General features: G+C 72.5%; 16 protein-coding genes. 6 read left to right on the forward strand and 10 right to left on the reverse strand.

All coding sequences use genetic code 11. The features are described 5' to 3' along the window. A partial coding sequence (locus AB0K21_RS33300) for a membrane dipeptidase (RefSeq protein WP_364155607.1) occupies nt 1–446 on the forward strand: 446 nt, incomplete at its 5' end. A gap of 11 nt (nt 447–457) precedes the next feature. Next, nucleotides 458–1558 carry an o-succinylbenzoate synthase gene (gene menC / locus AB0K21_RS33305; protein WP_343962157.1) on the forward strand — a complete coding sequence of 367 codons (1101 nt, stop codon included), beginning with the start codon at nt 458–460 and terminating at the stop codon, nt 1556–1558. Between the two features lie 39 nt (nt 1559–1597). On the opposite strand, the gene AB0K21_RS33310 is transcribed toward menC, so the two are convergent. Genes AB0K21_RS33310 through AB0K21_RS33320 form a run of 3 tightly spaced genes read right to left on the reverse strand, consistent with a single transcriptional unit; the run spans nt 1598 to nt 5276 of the window. Beyond that, entirely contained in the window at nt 1598–3073 is a 1476-nt protein-coding gene (locus AB0K21_RS33310) for an AMP-binding protein (protein WP_364155609.1), read from the reverse strand. 12 nt (nt 3074–3085) lie between these two features. Continuing rightward, nucleotides 3086–4066, reverse strand: a complete 981-nt coding sequence (locus tag AB0K21_RS33315; RefSeq protein WP_364155611.1) for an acyl-CoA dehydrogenase family protein — start codon at nt 4064–4066, stop codon at nt 3086–3088. A gap of 31 nt (nt 4067–4097) precedes the next feature. Then, on the reverse strand, nt 4098–5276 hold the full coding sequence (locus AB0K21_RS33320; RefSeq protein ID WP_343962146.1) for an acyl-CoA dehydrogenase family protein: 1179 nt from the start codon (nt 5274–5276) through the stop codon (nt 4098–4100). Between the two features lie 273 nt (nt 5277–5549). Between AB0K21_RS33320 and AB0K21_RS33325 the strand changes: the two genes are divergently transcribed. Together AB0K21_RS33325 and AB0K21_RS33330 are read left to right on the forward strand one after the other, a co-directional pair. Then, nucleotides 5550–6377: a HAMP domain-containing sensor histidine kinase gene (locus AB0K21_RS33325; protein WP_364155614.1), complete on the forward strand. Its 828-nt coding sequence runs from the start codon at nt 5550–5552 to the stop codon at nt 6375–6377. Nucleotides 6378–6394: 17 nt separating this feature from the next. Beyond that, nucleotides 6395–6997 carry a TetR/AcrR family transcriptional regulator gene (locus tag AB0K21_RS33330; protein ID WP_343962141.1) on the forward strand — a complete coding sequence of 201 codons (603 nt, stop codon included), beginning with the start codon at nt 6395–6397 and terminating at the stop codon, nt 6995–6997. On the opposite strand, the gene AB0K21_RS33335 is transcribed toward AB0K21_RS33330, so the two are convergent. Next, complete coding sequence (locus tag AB0K21_RS33335) at nt 6942–7874, reverse strand: DMT family transporter (RefSeq protein ID WP_343962139.1); 933 nt, start codon at nt 7872–7874, stop codon at nt 6942–6944. The genes AB0K21_RS33330 and AB0K21_RS33335 overlap by 56 nt on opposite strands. A 180-nt stretch (nt 7875–8054) precedes the next feature. Here AB0K21_RS33335 and AB0K21_RS33340 point away from each other — a divergent pair, with 180 nt between their 5' ends. Together AB0K21_RS33340 and AB0K21_RS33345 are read left to right on the forward strand one after the other, a co-directional pair. After that, a complete protein-coding gene (locus AB0K21_RS33340) occupies nt 8055–9062 on the forward strand; it encodes a diiron oxygenase (RefSeq protein WP_343962136.1) in 1008 nt (335 codons plus the stop codon). Beyond that, nucleotides 9059–9856 (forward strand): SDR family oxidoreductase, encoded by a 798-nt coding sequence (locus tag AB0K21_RS33345; RefSeq protein WP_364155617.1) that lies wholly within the window; start codon nt 9059–9061, stop codon nt 9854–9856. Before AB0K21_RS33340 ends, AB0K21_RS33345 begins: the two co-directional genes overlap by 4 nt. A gap of 77 nt (nt 9857–9933) precedes the next feature. Here AB0K21_RS33345 and AB0K21_RS33350 read toward each other — a convergent pair whose 3' ends face one another. The 6 genes from AB0K21_RS33350 to AB0K21_RS33375 form a co-directional block, all read right to left on the reverse strand. Beyond that, nucleotides 9934–11205 carry an MFS transporter gene (locus AB0K21_RS33350; protein ID WP_343962132.1) on the reverse strand — a complete coding sequence of 424 codons (1272 nt, stop codon included), beginning with the start codon at nt 11203–11205 and terminating at the stop codon, nt 9934–9936. 152 nt (nt 11206–11357) lie between these two features. After that, nucleotides 11358–14495 carry an amino acid adenylation domain-containing protein gene (locus AB0K21_RS33355; RefSeq protein WP_364155619.1) on the reverse strand — a complete coding sequence of 1046 codons (3138 nt, stop codon included), beginning with the start codon at nt 14493–14495 and terminating at the stop codon, nt 11358–11360. Beyond that, the gene (locus tag AB0K21_RS33360; RefSeq protein WP_364155621.1) at nt 14492–16339 is read right to left on the reverse strand and encodes a non-ribosomal peptide synthetase; all 1848 of its coding nucleotides are present in this window, start codon (nt 16337–16339) and stop codon (nt 14492–14494) included. Before AB0K21_RS33360 ends, AB0K21_RS33355 begins: the two co-directional genes overlap by 4 nt. Before the next feature lie 59 nt (nt 16340–16398). Then, a complete protein-coding gene (locus AB0K21_RS33365; protein WP_364155623.1) occupies nt 16399–17895 on the reverse strand; it encodes a condensation domain-containing protein in 1497 nt (498 codons plus the stop codon). Then, nucleotides 17882–19396, reverse strand: coding sequence for a condensation domain-containing protein (locus tag AB0K21_RS33370; protein WP_364155625.1), 1515 nt, complete (start codon nt 19394–19396; stop codon nt 17882–17884). The genes AB0K21_RS33365 and AB0K21_RS33370 overlap by 14 nt, the downstream gene beginning before the upstream one ends. Further along, nucleotides 19393–20991 (reverse strand): condensation domain-containing protein, encoded by a 1599-nt coding sequence (locus AB0K21_RS33375; protein WP_364155627.1) that lies wholly within the window; start codon nt 20989–20991, stop codon nt 19393–19395. Before AB0K21_RS33375 ends, AB0K21_RS33370 begins: the two co-directional genes overlap by 4 nt. Between the last annotated feature and the right edge of the window lie 4 nt (nt 20992–20995).

Genomic DNA, 20995 nt, shown 5'->3' on the forward strand with positions numbered 1-20995 from the left:
CCTCGGCCCGCGCGCTGCGCGACCACCACCGCAACCTGACCGACGAGCAGATCCGCGCGGTCGCCGCCACCGGCGGCGTGGTCTGCGTCAACTTCCTGCCCGCCTTCCTGACGGAGGACATCACCGAGTACACGGTGGACCGGCTGGTCGACCACATCGAGCACGTGGTGAGCGTCGGCGGGATCGACCACGTGGGGCTCGGTCCGGACTTCATCCGCGAGGTCATGCACGACGTCACTCCCCCGTGCTGCGAGGAGCCCGGCTACAGCGGCGTCGACGTCGGCGCGACCCTGCCCGGACTGTCCGGCCCGAGCGGCCTGCCCCTGGTCACCGACGCCCTGCTCAAGCACGGCTTCGCCGACGAGGAGATCGTGAAGATCATCGGCGGGAACGTGCACCGGCTGTTCCGCGCCGAGCTGGGCAGGCCCGCCCGGTGCGACGAATGAGAGAAGGAAGCTTGAAGATCACCGGGATCGAGTTGAGGCGGGTCGCGATGCCGCTGGTCACGCCGTTCCGTACCTCCTACGGCACGGAGACCGAACGCGACGTGCTCCTGCTCCGCGTGGTCACCCCCGAGGCGGAGGGCTGGGGCGAGTGCGTGGCCATGTCCGACCCGCTCTACTCCCCCGAGTACGTCGACGCCGCCGCCGACGTGCTGCGCCGTTTCCTCATCCCGGCCCTGCCCGCCCACCTCGACGTCCATGGCGTGGGCCGCGCGCTACAGCCCTTCAAGGGCCACCGGATGGCGAAGGCGGCCCTGGAGAGCGCGGTCCTGGACGCCCGGCTGCGCGCGTCCGGTCAGTCCCTCGCCTCCTTCCTCGGCGCCGCCGCCGACCGCGTCCCCGCCGGGGTGTCGATCGGGATCACGAACTCCGTCCCCGAACTCCTGGACACCGTCGCGGGCTATCTCGACGAGGGATACGTCCGGATCAAGCTCAAGATCGAGCCCGGCTGGGACCTGGCACCGGTCCGCGCGGTACGGGAGCGCTTCGGCGACGACCTGCTCCTCCAGGTCGACGCCAACGCCGCCTACACCCTCACCGACGCGCCCCACCTGGCCGGGCTGGATCCCTTCGGGCTGCTGCTCATCGAGCAGCCGCTGGCCCACGACGACATCGTCCAGCACGCCCGGCTGGCCGGCAGGATCGCCACCCCGATCTGCCTGGACGAGTCCATCGAGTCGGCCGCCGACGCGGCCGCCGCCATCTCCCTGGGCGCCTGCTCCGTGGTCAACGTCAAGCCCGGCCGGGTCGGCGGCTACCTGGAGGCCCGGCGCATCCACGACCTGTGCCGCGCCCACGGCGTCGCCGTCTGGTGCGGCGGCATGCTGGAGACGGGCATCGGCCGCGCCGCCAACGTCGCCCTGGCCGCCCTGCCCGGCTTCACGCTGCCCGGTGACATCTCCGCCTCCCGCCGCTACTACACGACGGACGTCACGCCGCCCTTCGAGCTGAGTGACGGCCATCTGGACGTCCCCGGCGGGCCCGGCATCGGCGTCGAGCCGATCCCCGACGTGCTGCGGGAGGTCACCACCTCCACCGAGTGGATCGCCCGCTGACCCCGGGCTCCCGCGCAGCGGCCGGAGCCGCACCCGCGATCAGGAGGCCAGGTACTCCTCCCTGACCTTGGAGCGGGAGAGCTTCCCGGTGGGTGTGCGGGGCAGCTCGTCGCGGAACTCGACGACCCTGGGGTGCTTGAAGCGGGCGATCCGCGGGCCGAGGTGTTCCAGCAGTTCCTCCGGGGAGGGACGGGGGCCGGGCATCGGCTGGATCAGGGCGACCACCTTGTGGCCCCACTCCTCGTCGGGCACCCCGATCACCGCGACGTCGGCGACCGCCGGATGCTCCAGGATCGCCGCCTCGATCTCCGCGGGGTAGATGTTCACCCCGCCGGAGATGATCAGGTCGGTGCGGCGGTCGCAGAGGAACAGGAAGCCGTCCGCGTCCATGAAGCCGATGTCACCGGGGGCGTACCAGTCACCGCGCATGCTGGCGGCGGTCTTCTCCGGGTCCTTGCGGTACTCGAAACCGCCGGTGCCCGACCTGACGTAGATCATGCCGGGCTCGCCCGCGGGGAGCTCCTCCCCGTCGGTGCCGAGGATCTTCGCCTCGAAGGTCGGGGCCGGGCGGCCGACCGTGCCGGGACGCTCCAGCCAGTCGTGCGGCTTGACGGAGAAGGCGATGGTCGACTCGGTGGAGCCGTAGTACTCGTACAGGACCGGCCCCCACCAGTCCATGATGCCCTTCTTGACCGCCACCGGGCAGGCCGCGCCGGTGTGCACCACCTGCCGCAGCGACGACACGTCGTAGCGTGCCCTGACCTCCGCCGGAAGCTGCAGCATCCGGTGGAACATGGTCGGCACCATCAGCGCGTTGTCGACCCGGTACCTGTCGACCAGTTCCAGGACGGTCTCCGGCTCGAACCTGGGCGCGATCACCAGGGTGTGCCCGAAGTGGAGGGCGAACATGGTGTGCGCGCACGGCGCGGAGTGGTACATCGGCGAGGTCACCAGGTGGATCCCGTCGCCGGTCCGCAGGTCGCAGACCTCGCCCAGGAACCAGGTGAAGAGCGGAAGGGTCGCCTCCGGCTCGTGGCCGGTGAGCGGGCGCTGCACGCCCTTGGGGAACCCGGTGGTGCCCGAGGTGTACCACATGACGGCACCGCCGGAGCGGTCCTCGGGGGCGGTCGTGGGCTGCCCCTCGGCCAGCTCGGCCACGCCGACGGCCTTCTCGACGGAGTACGACGGGTCGGCGACCACGACCCGGGCGTCGCAGTCGGTCAGGATGTAGTCGATCTCGGCCGCCGTGAGGTGCCAGTTGACCGGTACGTAGTACAGCCCCACCTGCCCGGTGGCCATCAGCATGACCACCTGGTCGCTGCCGTTGGGCAGCACCCCGGCGACCACGTCGCCGTGGCCGAGCCCGCGGGCCCGCAGGCCGTGTGAGACCTGGTTGACCGTGGCGAGCAGCTCGCCGTAGGTCGTCACGGTGCCGTCGGTGTCGATCAGGGCGCAGCGGCCGGGGTCGGCCTCGGCGATCCGGTAGAAACCGGGCAGCCCGCTGATGTCGGCCATGGGTTTCCTCCTTCAGAGCTCCAGCAGTTCGGCGAGGCGGGTCCGGTGCGCGCGGGGCGGGCCCAGCAGCACCTCGTCGGCCTTGGCGCGCTTGTAGTAGAGATGCGCGTCGTGCTCCCAGGTGAAACCGATGCCGCCGTGCAGCAGGAGGTTGTCCCTGGCCACCTCGAAGCAGGCCCTGCCCACGTAGGCCTGGGCGAGCGCGGCGGCCGAGGAGAGCTCGTCGGGCGCCTCGTCCGCGGCCCAGGCCGCGTAGCGGACTATCGACTCGGCCTGCTCCAGCTTGCAGTGCATGTCGGCGAGCCGGTGCTTGACGCCCTGGTAGGAACCGATGAGGCGGCCGAAGGTCACCCGGAGCTTGGCGTAGCCGACGATGGCGTCCAGCGAGGCGCGCAGCACGCCGAGCTGCTCGGCGGCCACCGCGACCGCGAACAGGTCCCTGGCCCTCGCCACGCCCTCTGTCGACGAGGCGATCTCCTCGCCCGCGCCCAGATCCACCTTCGCCTGCCTGCGGGTGATGTCCAGGGTGGTCAGCGGGGTGCGGTCACCGCCCCTGACCGCCAGGACCCGCGGCCCCTCGATCGCCAGGACCACGTCGGCCTCGGCACCGTTGAACGCGCGGCCGCCGTCGAGGGCGACGGTCGCGAGCGTGGTCCCCGCGGCGATGCCGGGCAGCAGTTCCTTGTCGCCCACCTCGGTCAGCAGGATCGTGGCGAGGGTGGTGGCCAGGAAGGGGCCCGGCAGCAGCGCCGCGCCGGTCTCCTCCAGGACCAGCGCGAGCTCGGCGTACCCGGCTCCCGCGCCGCCGTGTTCCTCGCCGACGACGAGGCCGGCGAGCCCGAGCTCGCCGTTGAGCCTGCGGTAGACCTCGGGGTCGTGGCCGGTCTCCGATTCGGCGGCCCGCCGGACCTCGGGCAGCGGCGAGGCGGAGGCGAGGAAGGCGCGGACCGCGCCGCGCAGTTCCCGCTGCTCCTCGGTAAGCACGAGCTTCATATGTTTCGGCCTTTCTGCGCGAGCCCGGAGGTCACCCGTTCACCTTGAGGTCCTTGAACGGCACGTTCTTGTCCACGCGCGGCTCGGGCGGCAGGTTGAGCACCCGGTCGCCGATGATGTTGCGCATGATCTCGTTGGTGCCGCCGCCGAGGGCCATGGCCGGAGCGAGCGAGACGGCCTCGGCCAGCCGCCCGCCGCCCTCCTCGTAGGCGACGGCCTCCGGTCCGGCCAGCGAGGTGGCGAGGTCGGCCTGGAACATGGTCAGCTCGGCCAGCAGCAGTTTGGCGGCGCTGCCCCTGGCACCGGGAAAGACGCCGGCCTTGGTCTCCTGGGAGAGGCGCTCGTTGAACAGGGCGAGCGCGCGGGAGCGGATGTGCAGCTCGACGAGCTGGTCCCGGACCACCGGGTCGGCGGTGTCGGCGGTGTGGCGCAGCGCCTCGAAGGCGACCGGGTTGTCCCTGCGGCCGCCCATGCCGACGCCGCTGGAGATGGACAGGCGCTCGTGCAGGAGCGTGGTGACCGCGCAGCTCCACCCGTCGTTGACCTGGCCGACCAGGTTCTCCGCGGGGATGTGCACGTCGTCGAAGAAGATCTCGTTGAAGTGGGCGCGGCCTGTCATGTCCCGCAGCGGGCGGACCGTGACGCCGGGGGCGCGCATGTCCACGATGAACATCGACAGGCCCTTGTGCTTGGGCGCGTCCACGTCGGTGCGGGTGAGCAGCAGCCCGTAGGAGGCGTGCTGGGCGACCGAGGTCCAGACCTTCTGACCGGTGACCGTCCAGCCGTCCTCGGTCGGGGTGGCCCGGGTCTGCAGGGCTGCTACGTCGCTGCCGGCGCCGGGCTCGGAGAAGAGCTGGCACCAGATCTCCTCGCCGCGCAGCAGCGGGCGCAGGTGTCTGGCCTTCTGCTCGGGGGTGCCGAGGTCGACGAGGGTCGGCCCGCACATCCCGAGTCCTATGGAGAAGACGTAGGTCGGCAGCGTGAAGCCCGCGGCCTCCTCGGCGAAGGCCCGCTCCTCCGCCTGGGTCAGCCCCTGGCCGCCCCACTCGCCCGGCCAGCTGATCCCCGAATAGCCCGCGTCGTACATGCGCGCCATGAAGGCCTTCGCGGCGGCGACGCCGCCGGCGTCCGGGGTGCCCTCGGCCTCGGTGTCCTGGGCGTTGGCCTCCAGCCAGGTCCTGGCACGCCGCCGGTACTCCTGAAGATTCATGTCCGCTCCAATCAGTGCTCACTTACTCTAGCCAGCACCCGATCAGCCGTACAGAGCAATGCTCTACGGGGAACGGTGAAGGGATATTTGCCCCTTCTTGGCCATCAAACACCAGGAAACGGCAATTAATCCGTCTAATGGTCCTATTTAGCGCCGAGGAGTGAAGTGTTCTCGGGGAACGCGTGGTCGGTACGGCATCGGCTGACGCTCACCGCCGTCACAACAGCCATCGTGACCGGGGGCGCCATCTTCACGATTGCGACACTCAGGGCCGTGAAAGCGGCGCTTGTGCAGGTCAAGGCGATCAGGCACGAACTGGAGGAGATCACCGCGACCGACATCGGCCGCCGGGTGCCGGTACCGGCCGCCCGGAGCGAGATCAGGCAACTGGCCGAGACGATCAACCAGACGCTGGACAGGCTGGAGGCCGCGGCCGAGCAGCAGCGCAGGTTCGCCTCCGACGCCTCGCACGACCTGCGCAGCCCGCTCACCGCCATGCGCGCCCAGGTGGAGGAGGCATTGCGCTACCCCGACGACGTCGACTGGAAGACCAAGGCCCACGCGATGCTCGCCAGCCTGGACCGGCTCCAGGCGATCGTCTCGGACCTGTTGATACTGGCCAAGCTCGACTCCGGGGTTCCCGCCCACTACGAGCGGATCGACCTGGGCGCGCTGGTCTGCAGTGAGCTGGACCGGCGCAGGCGCAATGTCCCGATCGACAGGGAGGTGCAGCCGGGGGTGGCGGTCACCGGCGACCGGCTCCGGCTGGCCCGGCTGCTGACGAACCTGCTGGACAACGCGGAACGGCACGCCGACTCCAAGGTCTCGGTGAGCGTGGCCAGGGAGGACGGGACGGCCGTCGTGGAGGTGCTCGACGACGGCGCCGGGATCGCACCCGAGCAGCGGGAACTGGTCTTCCAGCGGTTCACCCGGCTGGACGCCTCCCGTAACAGGGACGCCGGAGGCACCGGACTGGGACTCCCCATCGCCAGGGAGATCGCCCGTACCCACGGCGGCATCCTGAGGCTGGAGGACAGCGTCTGGGGCGCACGGTTCGTCCTGCGGATCCCCCTGCACCCCGACCAGGACGGCGATCTCTGACCCGCTAGTGTTCCCTTGTGGCAAGGGGATTTGGGCGATTACGTCGTGAAGATCTGCTCCGAACCGCCTGCGAGGTCATCGCGGCCCAGGGGTTCGGTCATACCCGAACCGCGGACATCGCGCAGGCGGCCGGCGTCAGTCAGGCACTGCTCTTCTACCATTTCGAGACCAAGGAGAAGCTGTTCGCCCAGGCCTTCTCCTACGCGGCCCAACTCCATCTGGACGCGCTCACCAAGGTGGAGGGGTCGGGTGGCTCACCTCTTGACCGGCTGCGGGCCCTGCTCAGGTTCTATCCCCCCGGCGGGAAGACCAAGTCGTGGGCTCTGTGGATCGACGCCTGGGCCGAGTCGATGCGCAACTCCGAGCTTGAGGAGACGTCCCGCAGGATCGACATGCGGTGGAAGGAGGCGCTCCACGCGATCATCGATGACGGCGTCGAGGCGGGAACCTTCGTCTGCGCGGACCCCGAGGGCTCGACCTGGCGGATCATGTCTCTCATCGACGGCCTGGCCACCCAGGTGACGGTGCACAGGCGGCTGCTCTCCCGGGCGCGCATGACCGAGTTCATCCAGACGGCCGCCGCGGCGGAACTGGGCCTCTCCCCCGCCGAACTGACCTGAACAGTCCCCTGGGCAGCACGACGAGGAGCATGGCGAGGGCGATCAGCCCTCCACCGAGGAAGAAGCCCGGGGTGAGCGACTCCCCGTACAGCGCGACGGCCAGGACGGTCACCCAGAGCGGCTGTGTCGACAGGATCACCGCGGCGGGCACCGGCGGCACGTGGACCTGGCCCCACGAGCGGGCCAGGAAGCCCAGGGCGCAGGCCACGATCGACAGGTGGCCGAGGAGTGCCCAGTCTCCCGGCGTGGCGGGCAGGGTCAGGCCGTCCGGCACGGCGAGGACACCCGTCATCACGGCGATGGCGCCGAGCTGGATGACCGTGACCGCGTAGGCGTGTCGTCGCGCCTCGGCGGAGTTGCCGAGCACCAGCGTGTGGGCCGCGTACAGGACGGCCGACACCAGGGTGGCGACCAGCGCGGGCGGGGAGACGTCGCCCTCCACGCCCTTCAGCAGGGTGAACACGGTCATCGCGACGGTCGCCAGCGCCACCGCGACCCAGATCCTGGCCGAGGTCCTGGCGCCGAGCAGGACCAGCCCGAGGACCGGAGTGATCACCACGTACGAGCCGACCGTGAACCCCGAGACCGACGAGGGCAGGTCGTGCAGCGAGACCGCCTGGACGGTCTGGCCGACGCCGAACAGCAGGCCGAGCAGGATGCCGACCAGCCAGGTGTTCTCGGAGAGCCCCCGCAGGCTACCCGGGCGGAGCGCGACCAGCACGACCGCGGCGATGCCGTACCGCTCGGCGAGGAGGTCCGCCACGGGCATGCGGACGATGAGGTCCTTCATCAGCGGGAAGGCCGACCCCCAGGCGGCGCTGACGAAGGCCAGGAGCGCGATTCCCAGGAGGGGCCGGGGGGCTGCGAGCACTGCCATAGTCGAAGGGTTACATCACCTGCAGCGACGGACAGGTCACCGACCGGAGCGGGAGTGGCCCTGATACCACGCTGAGTGAAGGACGTCACACCGGCGTGAGGGACCTCATACCCCCGCGGGACTTTCCGTCTTATTGGATGCTTCGTACAATTAGCGCAGACATCCGATGGGAGGGCAGCGATGACACCGGCCCCAGAGACCGCCGCGGACAGAGAGGGCGACCAGCAGGTCACCGAGAGACGCGCGTACGAGGCGGTCATAGAGCGCCTCTCGAAGGCATCCGTCGACAAGCACTGGGAGCCGTACGTCGACATCCCCTGGGACGAGAAGGAGTTCCTCGTCTTCGCCGACGACCCGCGCTGGGAGCTGCCCGAGGTCGACAGGCTGGGCGGCCACACCTGGTACCGGGCACAGCCCCCCGAGATCCGCGCCAAGATCGGGCTGTGGCGGGTGGCGACCGCCATGAAGATCGGCCTGCAGTTCGAGAATCTGCTCAAGCGCGGACTGCTGAACTACGCCTACCGGCTGCCGAACGGTTCCCCCGAGTTCCGTTACGTCTACCACGAGACCATCGAAGAGGGACATCACGGGATGATGTTCCAAGAGTTCGTGAACCGCACGAAACTTCCGATAAAAGGCATGCCGGGGCCGCTGAGCCTGCTCGCGCAGATCACCCCGTGGATCCCGCTGATCTCCACCGAGCTCTTCTTCGTCTTCGTCCTCGGCGGCGAGGACCCGATCGACCACGTGCAGCGCAAGATGATCAAGTCGGGCAGGACCCGGCATCCGCTGGAGGAGACGATCATACGGATCCACATCGCCGAGGAGGCCAGGCACATCTCCTTCGCCCGCCACTACCTGCGCCGCCGGGTGCCCCGGATGCCCCGCTACCGGCGCTTCGCCCTGGGCCTCGTCTCCCCTGTCATCCTGGGCATCATGGCCCGGATCATGCTCTCCCCGCCAAGCTCGATGATCAGGGCGTTCGGCATCCCCGAGGACGTCGTCAGGGAGGTCTACACCGGCAACCCCGAGATGGCCGCGGAGATCCGCGACTCGATCGGCAAGACCCGCGAGCTCTGCGCCGAACTGGGCCTGACGAACCCTCTCCAGCGCCGGGTGTGGAAGGCGATGGGCATCTGGGCGCCCCCGGCGCCCGGCACGGCACGGACCGGAAAGGCGGGCGCGTGAGAACGGCGATCGTGACGGGGGGCGCCTCCGGCATCGGCCTGGCCGTCTCCCGCGAGTTCGCCAGGCGCGGCGCGCACGTCGTCATCGCCGACCTGGACGGCGCCGGGGCCGAACGCGCCGCCAAGGAGCTCAACGGCTCGGCCGCGACGCTCGACGTCTCCGACGCGCGGGCCGTGACCGACCTCGTCGAGCGGGTGGCGGCCGAGCGGGGACGGCTCGACGTCGTCTTCAACAACGCCGGAATCGCGGTCGGCGGCACCGTCGACGAGCTCACCCTCGACCACTGGAACCGGACGATCGACGTGAACCTGCGCGGCGTCGTCCACGGCGTCCACGCGGCCTACCCGATCATGAAGCGGCAGGGCTTCGGGCACATCGTGAACACCGCGTCCCTTGCCGGACTGGTCCCCGCGCCGCTGATGGCGCCCTACACGGCGACCAAGCACGCGGTGGTCGGGCTCTCGCTCGCCCTGCGCGCCGAGGCCGCCGCCCACGGTGTCCGGGTGAGCGTGGTCTGCCCCGGGTTCACCGACACCCCGCTGCTCGACAACGCCAACCCCGGCCTGCCGCAGACCCCGACCGGCGCCGGCGCCCGCGAGTCGGCGAGCCGGACCACGGGCCGTCTCTACTCCGTCGACGCGCTGGCCGCCGACGTCATCAGGGGCATGGCCCGCGATCGCGCCCTCATCGTGGCACCCGCCACCGGCCGCCTCGCCTGGCGCGGTGCCCGCCTCTCCCCCTCGGCCGCCGTCCGGGTGGCCTCCCTCGCCGTCCGCCGCCTGAGCGGGCGCTGAACCCGGCGCGCCGCGGTGAAGGCCCGTGCCGCGCACGCGCGCGGCACGGCTCCCGGCGAAAGGAGGCGCCCGTACGGTCAGGGCACCGAGCGGATCTTCCAGACCAGGACGGCGCCGAGCAGGGCGAGGGCCGCGGAGGTCAGGTAGAGGACCGGATAGCCGCCGAGACCGGCCACGATGGGACCGGCGATGACCGGGCCGAGCACCTGGGGTCCCGAGTTGGCGATGTTGATGACACCAAGGTCTTTGGCGCGTCCCTCGGCGGCCGGCAGGACCTGGGTGACCAGGGCGTTGTCCACCGAGAGGTAGATGCCGAAGCCGATCCCCATGATCGCGGCACCGGCCGTCGCCACCGGCCACTGCGGCCAGAACGCGAGCATCACCGCGGGAACCACGCTGATCAGGCCGGAGGCCGTGACGAGCGCCCTGCGGCGGCCGAGCCGGTCGGAGACGACGCCCGCGACGACGGTGGTGAGCACGACCGTCGCGGTGTAGATCAGGATCAGCGTGAGCAGGCCGTCCTCGGCCCTCTCACCGGGGAAGAGCCGCTCGTAGCCGACCTCGTCGCTGAGGAAGTACAGCAGGTAGAGCGTGGCGATGGCGTTGCCGAGCTGCATCAGGAAGCGGGTCAGCCAGGCCCAGAAGAAGTCGGGGTGAGCGCGGGGACTGATCCAGAAACCTCTCAGGAAGGCCCCGAGCTCGAAGGGCGGCCTGGCCGGCAGGCGGGGGTCGGAGGTGGTGAGAACAAAGGGGAGCACACAGAGCGGGATCAGCACCGCTATCAGGAAATATCCGGATTCGGTGGTGGTGGCGACCATGGTGACCAGGACCACCGCGAGCACCACCCCCAGCGACTGGGGAATCCCGATCCAGCCCGACACCTCACCCCGCTGGCTCACCGGCACGTGGTCCGGCACCCCGGCGTTGAGCGCGGCCTGCATCGCGTTGAGCCCGGCCTGCGCGAGGCACCAGCCGACCGCCATACCGGCGATCGACCCCTGCCCCGCCAGCAGGGCCAGCGCTCCCGCGCTGACCAGCGCCCCGGCCAGCGACCACGGGTGCCTGCGCCCGAACCGGCCCGCCGTGCGGTCGGACAGCGCCCCCGCGACGGGGTTGAACAGCATCGCGACGGCGGCCCCCAGCCCGGTCACCAGCGCCAGCGCCCCCTCCTTGCCCGCCGGGTCGATCGCCGCCACCTGCGAGGGAAGCAGGACCTGGAGTGGCCCGAAGTACCCCATCCAGAGCGCCAGATTGGCCAGCGAGATGCCGGCCACCCACCAGGGGCCCACCCTGCGTGTCGGCTCCGCGAGCGCCGCCCTCGGGTCGGGAACGGGCTGGACAACGCTCATGGGCCCTCGCATCTTCGTGACTCACGACTCCGAACAAGCGCCCGACAACACGAGGCGTGCCCGGATGTTACGCCGCCTCACTCCCTTATCAACAGCCCCCGGACGACACCGGATTCCCACCGGGAGCGCGCCCGAGAACACCACCGGCGAGATCAGGAGTGGTCGGTGCCGGCGAGCAGATCCATGGCCTCCTCGTCGGTCAGCGCGTCCAGTTCCCTGATCAGCAGTTCCTCCAGCGCCTCGGCGAGCGAGGCGACGGTGCTCATGGCGAAGACGGTCCGGATCGGGACCTCGATGCCGGTGGCCCGCCTGATCCGCGCCGCCACCCTGGTCGCCAGCAGGGAGTGCCCGCCGAGTGCGAAGAAGTCGTCGAAGACGCCGACCGCCCCCGCGCCGAGCAACTCGTCCCAGATCCCGGCCACCAGCCGCTCCGCGTCCGTGCGCGGCGCGACCCGCTCCGCGGAGGAGGCGGTGACCGGTTCGGGGAGCGCCGCGCGGTCGATCTTGCCGCCCGGGGTGAGGGGGAACGCCTCCAGGCTCACCCAGGCGGTGGGGACGAGCTGGCGTGGCAGCGAGTGCCCCAGGTGTTCCCTGAGGTCCGCCGGATCCGCGGTCCCGGTGACGTAGGCGACGAGCTCCTCGCCCCGGCCGGTCACGAAGGCCTGCCCCACCTGCGGATGGGCGAGCAGGCGGCTCTCCACCTCCCCCGGCTCGATCCGGAAACCTCGGATCTTCAACTGCGCGTCCAGCCGCCCCAGGAACTCCAGCCGCCCGTCGGAGCGCCACCGCGCCCGGTCCCCCGTCCGGTAGCGGCGTGCCCCGGGGGCACCGTACGGGTCGGGGACGAAGGCGCCGGCGGTGAGCGCCGGCCTGCCGAGGTAGCCGCGGGCCACCCCGGCCCCGCCGATGACCAGTTCCCCGGCCGCGCCGGGTGGCAGGGGCTCTCCCCGGTCGTCGAGCACCCGGACGGTGGTCTCCGCGATCGGGCCGCCGATCGGCGGGCGGCCCACGACGTCGCGCGCCCCGAGGTCGGCGGCGGTGGCGATCACCGTCCCCTCGGTCGGGCCGTAGGTGTTGACCAGCCGGACCCGGTCGCCGAACAGGCCTCGCCAGCGCTCCACCGCCGCCGCGGAGACCTGCTCGCCACCGAGGATCATCAGGCGGAGCGAGGCGGGCCAGGCGATCTCGCCCGGTTCCTCGGCCAGCGAGTGCCAGTACGCGGTCGGCAGGTCGAGCACGGTGACCGCCTCGCCCTCCGGCGAGGCCAGCAGATCGGGCAGACTCGTCGCCCCGTCGGGCAGGAGCACCAGCGTGGCCCCCGCGGCCAGCGCCGGGAAGACCTCCTCGACATGGGCGTCGAAACTGAGCGAGGCGAACTGGACGACCCGGTCGCCGGAGGTCAGGCCGTAGTCCGCGCGCATCCACCGCACCCGCGCGGCCACCGCGCCGTGCTCCACCAGCACGCCCTTGGGCACGCCGGTGGAGCCCGAGGTGGTGATGACGTACGCGGCGTCCAGCGGCACGGTCTCGCCCCGGAGGGGGGCGCGGGCACCCCCGGCGAGCGCGGGGGTCGTGGGAGCGACGGCGACGCGGCCCGGCGGCGGTTCGCGCAGGGTGATCAGGTGGGTGGCCGAGCTGTCCGCCATCGAGAAGGCCAGCCGCTCGTCCGGGACGTCGGGGTCGAACGGCAGGTAGGCGGCACCCGCCCACCAGACGGCGAGCAGCGCGGTGATCGCCTCGATCGAGCGGGGCAGGCAGACCCCGACGACGTCGCCACGCCCGACCCCGCCCTCGCGGAGGACCCCGGCGAGCGCGCCCGCGCGGGCCAGCAGCTCGCCGTACGTGACGCTCTCCCGCCCGCAGACCACGGCGACGGCCTCGGGCGTCCGCCGCGCGGCCCGGCGGATCATCTCGGGAACCAGGACGTCCCCGGCGCTCCCGGCTGCCCCGGCGGGCAGGGCGCGGGGATCGGACGGCTCGCGGCCGCCGGAGCGGGACGGCCCGGCCGACAGGGTGCGGATGTCGGCGCGGTCGGCGTCGGTCCAGATCGGCAGCGCGGAGAGCGGGGTGTCGGGGCGGGCCGCGACGGATTCCAGGAGCAGGGCGAACCTGGCGGCCAGGCGGCCGACCTCCGCCGCCTCGAACAGGCCCGTGTCGTGGCAGAGGGAGAGCCCGAGCCCGTTCTCGTCGGACCACACCTCGACGAGGAGGTCCACCTTGGCCTGCCGGAACCCGGCGTCGATGTCGGTCACGGTCAGCTCGCCGAACGCCCGCCGGGGACCGGCGTCCTGGTTGTGCAGGATGAGCATGGAGGACAGCAGCGACTCCGCCGGGTGGCCGAGTTGCTCGAAGGGGACCGAGAAGTTGCCCAGCGCGGCGAGGACCTCGCCACGGCTGCGGCCGATCAGGTCGGTGAACGGCGGGTCTCCCGACAGGTCCCCGCGGAGGATCACCGTCTGGGAGACGTATCCGACCATCGGTTCCAGCTCGACCCGGTCCCGGCCCGCGACGACGGTGCCGACCAGGACGTCGGTCTGCCCGGTGTGCCGCAGCAGCAACGTCTGGTAGGCGGCGACCAGCACGGTGAACAGGGTGGTGCGCTGCTCGGCGGCCAGCCGTTCCAGCCTCCGCGCCGTCTCGGGCGACAACCGGACGCTCTGGAACTCGCCCCGCCCGCTCCCCGCCCCCTCCCGGCGGAACGGCAGCTCGACCGGGGGCGGCGCGGCGAGCCTCTCCCGCCAGTACGGCACGGCCCGCTCGGCCCTGCGCCGCTGCCAGCGCGCGTAGTCGCCCGCCTGGACCGGCAACGGGCGGAGCCGGGGTTCGGCCCCGGCGAGGCGCGCGGTGTAGCAGTCGGCCAGGTCGTCCAGGATGACGTTGAGCGACCAGCCGTCCGAGATGATGTGGTGCATCGTGACGCAGAGCACGTGCCGGTCGTCGGTCATCCGGATCACCGCCACCCGCAGCGGAGGCCCGGCCTCCAGGTCGAACGGCTCGTTGGTCTGCTCGGCCACCAGGCGTTCCGCGTCCTCGCGGCTCCCGGAGCGCAGCCACTCGATGCCGGGCGCCCCGGCCTCCACCACGGCCCAGGGGACGCCGTCCTCCTCGGTGAACCTGGTGCGCAGGCTCTCGTGGCGGGCCAGCACGTCGGTGAGCGCCCAGATCAGCGCGGCCTGGTCGAGGGGGCCGCGAAGCAGGCGTACCAGATACATGTTGTAGGAGGCGTCGTCCGGATCGACGCGCTGCAGGATCCAGAGCCGCTCCTGCGCCGGGGACAGGGGCGCCCTCATGCGCCCGGCCCCAGCTCGTCGAAGAGCGCCGCGAGCTCCTCGGCACCGAGGCCGTCGAGCCGCTCGCGCAGCGCGGCGATCTCGACGAGGTCCAGGTCGTCGTCGTCCAGGCGGTCCAGCTGCCGGGCGAGCCCGGCGACGGTCGGATGCTCGAAGAACGCCACCAGCGGCACGGCGACGCCGAAGCGCGACCAGACCCTGGCGATGATCTGGGCGGCCGTCAGCGAGTGCCCGCCGAGCTCGAAGAAGTCGTCGTCGACCCCGACCGGCCGCTCGATTCCCAGCACCTCCTCCCACATCGCGGCGAGCTCGTCCTCCGCCGCACTCGACGGCGCCCGGTAGGGGGTCGTCGACGCCCGTGCCCTGTCGGGGGCCGGCAGCGCCGCGCGGTCGAGCTTGCCGTTGGGGGTGAGCGGCAGGGCGTCGAGGGTGACGAGGTGCGCGGGCACCATGTACTCGGGCAGGCTCGCCCCGAGCCGGGTGCGCAGCGCCTCCCACGCCCCTTCCGGTGCCGCTCCCTCCGTACCGGCCAGGTACGCCACCAGCGTGGGCAGACCGTCCGCTCCCCGATGGACGCCGACGGCGGCCTGGCGCACCCACTCCACCGAGCGCAGGACCGTCTCGATCTCCTCCAGCTCGATGCGGAACCCCCGCACCTTGACCTGGCCGTCGGCCCTGCCCAGGTACTCCAGGCGGCCGTCCGGGGTGCGCCGGACGAGGTCGCCGGTCGCGTACATGCGCGTCCCGGAGCCGGCCGCGAAGGGGTCGGGCAGGAAGCGGGCGGCGGTCAGGGCGGGCATGCCCCGGTAGCCGCGGGCCACCCCGGCCCCGCCGATGTGCAGTTCCCCGGCCTCGCCGTCCGCGACCGGCAGGCCGTCGTCGGCCAGGATGTACAGGGACGTCTCGGAGATCGGCTCTCCCAGCACGACCCGGGCCGGCGCGGGCGCCACGATCCCCGCGGTGGACCACACGGTCGTCTCGGTCGGCCCGTACACGTTCCACAGGCTCGTCCCCGGGGCGAGGAGCGCGTCGGCGAGGTCGCGCGGCAACGCCTCTCCCCCGCAGAGCCGGGTGCGGATCGTCTCCGGCACCCCGCCGGCCTCCAGCAGGATACGCCAGGTGGCCGGGGTGGCCTGCAGCGCCGTGATCCGCTCGGCGACCGCCAGCGCCCGCAACTCCCGGCCGTCGGCCGCCTGGCTCGCCGAGGCCACGACGACCCGCGCCCCGCACGCCAGGGGGAGCAGCAGTTCCAGGACGGAGATGTCGAACGACAGGGTGGTGACGGCGAGCCAGCGGTCCTCGGGCGTGAGCTTCAGCCGTTCGGCGAACGCGCCGAGCAGGTTCTGCACGGCGCGCCTCGGGACCTCCACCCCCTTGGGCCGCCCGGTGGAGCCCGAGGTGTACATCACGTACGCCAGGTCGCCCCGCGGTCCCCGCGGCGTGCCGCGGCGGGCGGTGGGGGCGGTGCCGTCCGGGGCGAGCACGAGGATCCGGGGGACTCCGGCCAGCAGGCGCCGGTCCACGCCGGCCTGGGTCAGCACCAGGCCGATCCCGGCGTCCTCGCGCATGAGCCGCAGCCTGTCCTCGGGGAAGGCGGGGTCGAGCGGGACGTACGCGCCTCCGGCGGCCCAGACCGCCAGGACCGCGACGACCATTCCCGTGGTGCGCTCCATGCACAGCCCGACCGGGACCTCGGGGCCCACGCCCCACTCGCGCAGCAGCGCGGCGAGGTCGTCGACCCGCCGGTGCAGCTCCCGGTAGGTCAGCTCGCCTCCCTGCCCGCTGACCGCCACCGCGTCGGGCGTCGTCTCCAGCCGGTCGCGTATCAGCTCCGGCACCGTCACCGTGCCCTCCCGGAGCGGGTCTGGTGCCGTGAGTCCCGGCTTTCGCGCCGGGGAGGACATCACCACGGTCGTACACCTCTCAGGTCGGACAGCCGGAGGCCCGGGTCGGCCCCGGCCCGCTCCACCACCTCGGTGAAGGTGCGGGCCAGGCGCCGCGCGGTTCCGGCGGAGAACAGGTCACTGCTGTAGTCGAGGACGCCGCCGAGGCCCTCGGGGCCCCGCCAGGCGTCCACGGACACCTCGGCCTTGGTACGGCCCGTCGCGGGGACGGGGTAGACCTCGGCCGACAGGTCGCCCATCGTGGTCCGCAGCAGGTCGTCCTTGGGCAGGTTGTGCAGGTTGAACATGGCCTGGAAGAGCGGCGGCCTGCTCAGGTCACGGGGCAGGCGCAACGAGGCGAGGATCCGCTCGAACGGCGTACCGGCGTGCTGGAGTCCCCGGAAGAGCGTCAGCCGGGCGCGTTTCATCAGTTCGAGGAAGGTGGGGTCGCCCGACAGGTCGGCGCGGAGCACGAGCGTGCCGGCGAAGTAGCCGATCAGCGGCTCGATCTCGGTGCGGTTCCGGCCGGAGACCGGCACCCCCACGCACAGATCCCGCTGCCCGGAGGCGAGTGAGAGGGTCGCCTGGTAGGCGGCGAGCAGCGCCATGAAGAGCGTGCAGCGCGCGCCCCTGGCGACGTCCTCCAGCCGGGTGACCACCTCGTCGGGCACGAGCAGGCTCTCCTGCCCGCCGCGCCCGCTCCAGCGGGCGGGACGAGGATGGTCGGCGGGGAGGTCGAGCGCCGGCACCCCGGCGAGCGTGCGGGTCCAGTGGTCGAGGTGGGAGGCGTCCTCGTCCCGTTCGGCGCGGCGCCTGTCCTCCTCGGCGAGCTGGGGGTACTGCGCCGGGAGCTCCGCCAGCGCCGGCGGCCTGCCCTCGCGGTGCGCGGCGTAGCACTCGGTCACCTCCCGCATGAGGACGTCCAGCGACCAGCCGTCGACGACGATGTGGTGCAGGACGACGCAGAGCAGGAAGTGCTCCTCGCCCAGCCGCAGCAGCGCCACGCGCAGCGGCGGGCCGCCTTCGAGGTCGAACGGCCGGTTCACGAACTCCACGACGGCCGGGGCCGGGTCGCCGGTGACGTCCGCCCGCTCCACCGGCACCGGCGCGACGGGCACGACGATCTGGACGGGACGGTCACCGGCCAGCCGGAACCGGGTGCGCAGCACGTGGTGCCGCTCGGCGACGCGGGTGAAGGCGGCGGCGAGCGCCCGCACGTCGACCCGGCCGCGCAGCCGCACGCACCAGGGGGTGTGGTAGGTGGTGTCGTCGGGGTCGAACCTGCTGAGGAACCAGAGGCGCTCCTGCCCGAACGACAGGGGCCACCGCCTGCCTCCGTCCCGCTCCCGCGCCTCCGCCAGCAGCGCCGCGCGCCGTTCCGGCGACAGCCGCGCCAGCCGTCCGAGCAGTTCCTCGCGCCGGTCCTGCGCCGGCTGCTCCGGTGTGGCGGGGTCCGGCGCGGGCTCCCGCACCGCGAGGTCCGTCTCCGCGGCGACGCGGGGGTCAGGCGTGGTCACCGGCCACCTCCCTGGATCTCACCGTCGGCGGGCTCTGCCCGGTCCGCACCGGGCCGCCCTCCGGCGTACCGGGAAAGGCCGCCTCCCGGACGGCTGGGCGCTCGATCGGGACGATGCCGCACAGTTCGGCGACCTCGTCCAGCGCCACCTCCTCGGCCACGGCCCTGACCAGCAGCCTCTCCACCCCGCCCAGCAGCGCGTAGGCGGTGGAGCGCGGCAGGCAGGCGGTGTCCGTCAGCAGGTAGAGCTGGCAGGTGTTCGTGGCGGGACCGGTGGCGAAGAAGACCGTGGCGTCCACCGCGTCCCAGGCACCGACCAGGAAGAACCTGGTCCGCTCGGTGAGGGCGGCGACCGCGGCCGGGTCGCCCGCGGGTTCCACCCTGGGCAGGTTGGGCCAGTGGGCGGCGGTCCGCGTGTCGTTGAAGTAGGCGGACAGATCGACGGGAGCGCCGCGCTCCCTTCCGATCTCCTCGCGCAGCGCCATCATCCGGTACGGGTCGTAGTGCGCGTTGCGGTAGGCCGTCAGCGCCCGCCGGTGCCCGGCACGGACCACGTCGGCGAACGTCCCGTCCGGCAGGTCGAGGACGAGGAGCCCGTCCTGCACCGCGGTGCCGGCCATGGCCGCGGTCCTGGGGTCGTGCCGGTTGGCCACGATCAGCTGCATGACCACCCGGCGGTGCCCGGTGAGCACGCCCAGCAGCACCGCGCTCGCCGTGGTCAGCACGCTGGCCGTGCTGACCGACCACCGCTCGGCCAGGATCTCGGCGGCGGCGGCGACCGCCGCCGACTCCATGCCGACCCGGACGAACCTCGGTTCCTCCGCCGTGACGCGGGGGAAGTCGAACATGGTCTCCGGCGCCCTCGAAAGCTCGGCGCGGCAGTGGCGGAGCGCCCGCTCGCCGCGGGCCGCTCCCGTCCCCTCACGCTCGAAGGCGGCCTGGTCCAGCGGCTGCCATTCGGGAGCGGACAGCTCGTCCCCGGCCAGCAGCGCCCGCCAGTCACCCGCTAGCACGTCCAGCGCCCAGCCGTCCACCGCCAGGTGGGACAGTGCGAAGGCCACCGCGCGCGGGCGGCCGCCGACGGTCACGACGGCGCAGCGGAACGGCAACTCGACCGCGTAGTCGAAGCCCCTGGCGGCCAGCTCGGCGGACACCTTCTTGGCGGCGGCGAGTGGCCTGTCCTCCCCGGCGTCGACCACCTCGACGTCGAACCGGCCCCGGCTCGCCACCCGCTGGACCGGTCCGTCGGCGATCTCCTCGCAGGTGGTCCTGAGGGTCTCGTACCGCTCGACGAGGCCGCGCAGGGCGCCGATGACGGCCTCAAGGGTGTGCCTGCCGTAGACGGGCAGCACCCAGGGCATGTTGAAGTACGGGTCGCCGTCCTCAAGCCACCGGGTGATCCTCCAGATGGCCAGCTGGCCCCAGGTGAGCGGCGACTCACCGCCCCGCGCCCCGGAGAACTCGACGGTCACCGTCGACGACCGTCCGGATCGGGCCGTCATCGGGCCCTGGCTATCTCTTCGGCGACGCCCTCGACGGTCGGGGAGTCGATGAACACCTCGAAGGAGAGCTCGACGCCCATCCCGTCCCGGACGCGGGCGATGATCTGGGTGATCGTCAGCGAGTGACCGCCGAGGTCGAACAGGTCGTCGTCCGGCTGGACCGTGTCCACGCCGAGCACCTCGCACCAGATCGCCGTGACCTGCCCGAGGAGCTCGGCGTCCTCTCCCCCGAAACCTTCGCCGCCGGCACCTTCGCCGCTCGCGCCTTCGCCGCCGGAGACCGGAGCGATGACGGCGCCGTGATCGGCCTGACCGGCGGGAACGACCCGGCCGGCGGGGACGACCCGGGGAGGCAGGGGCAGCTCGTCGAGCGGGGCGCCGGGGCGGGCCGCGATGCCGGCGAGCAGGATCCGCAGCTGCTCGGCGACGTCCTCGCAGGCGGCGCGGTCCAGGATCTCGGGGTTGAACCGCAGACGGGCCTCCGCCCCTTCCGTGCCGTCGGCCCCGTCGACGACCTGCAGGTGCAGGGTGTTGCGGACCGCGCCGTTGGCCGCCATCCAGTCCACCGAGGCGTCCAGCCCCGCGAAGGAGGGGTCGCCGGCCGGGCGTTTGCGGTAGCTGACCGAGACGGGGGTGAGCGCGGAGCGCGGACTGATCCCGCCCAGTGCCCTGGCCAGGGGGACCTCGCGATAGCGGTAGATCGCCCGCAGCTCCTCCCTGATCGACAGGGCGAACTCGGCGAACGTCCCGGCCGGGCCGGACACCACGGGCAGCTCGTTGACGAACGCCCCCACGTGCTCGCGCGTCTCCTCGGTCCTGGTGGACAGGTCCACCGCCACCGTGACGCGGGTGTTGCCGTACCCGTACAGGAGCGTGTGCAGTGCGGCCAGCACCACCTCGAAGCGGGTCAGGCCCAGGTGGGCGGCGATGGCGGCGACCTCGCCGCCGAGGCGGAACTCCACGGTGTCGCCGGGCGCGGCGCGCAGCGAGGTGCGGGTGAGGCCGGGCAGCAGCAGGTCCTGCCCGTCCTGCCATCTCGGCCGCCAGAACTCCGCCGCCTCCTCCAGCGCGGCGGCGACCCGGCCCTGCTCGGCGCGGGCGATCTCGTCGCAGGAGGGCGTCAGGGGGGCCAGGGCGGAGCCCCCGTAGGCGGCGGCGATGTCACGGAGCAGCAGGTCCTTGGAGACGCCGTCGAAGACGGCGTGGTGGGCGACGATCTGCAGCAGGTGCCGCTCGGCCCCCAGCCTGAAGAGGGTGAACCTGGCCGGCGGGCCCGACTCCAGGTCGAAGGGGCGGGCCACCTCGTCCTCAAGCCGGCCGGGCTCGGGCGGGGTCTCCTCGAAGCGGATCGACGGGGGCACCTTGCCGGGGAGCAGGCGGACCTCGCCGTCCCGCTCCGCCAGGACCGCGGCGAGCACGGGATGTCGCTCGACGGCCGCGGCACAGGCGGCGAGCATCGCGCCGGTGTCGAGCGGGCCGTCGAGCCGCAGGGTGAGCGGCATCGCGTAGACCCGGCCGCCGGCGCCCATCCGCTCGGTGATCCACATCCCGTGCTGGGCGAAGGTCGCCCGGCCCCATCCCGCTGTGAGCGACATCGAC

This window comes from Streptosporangium sp. NPDC049248 (genome assembly GCF_040678965.1).
Lineage (GTDB): Bacteria > Actinomycetota > Actinomycetes > Streptosporangiales > Streptosporangiaceae > Streptosporangium > Streptosporangium fukuiense.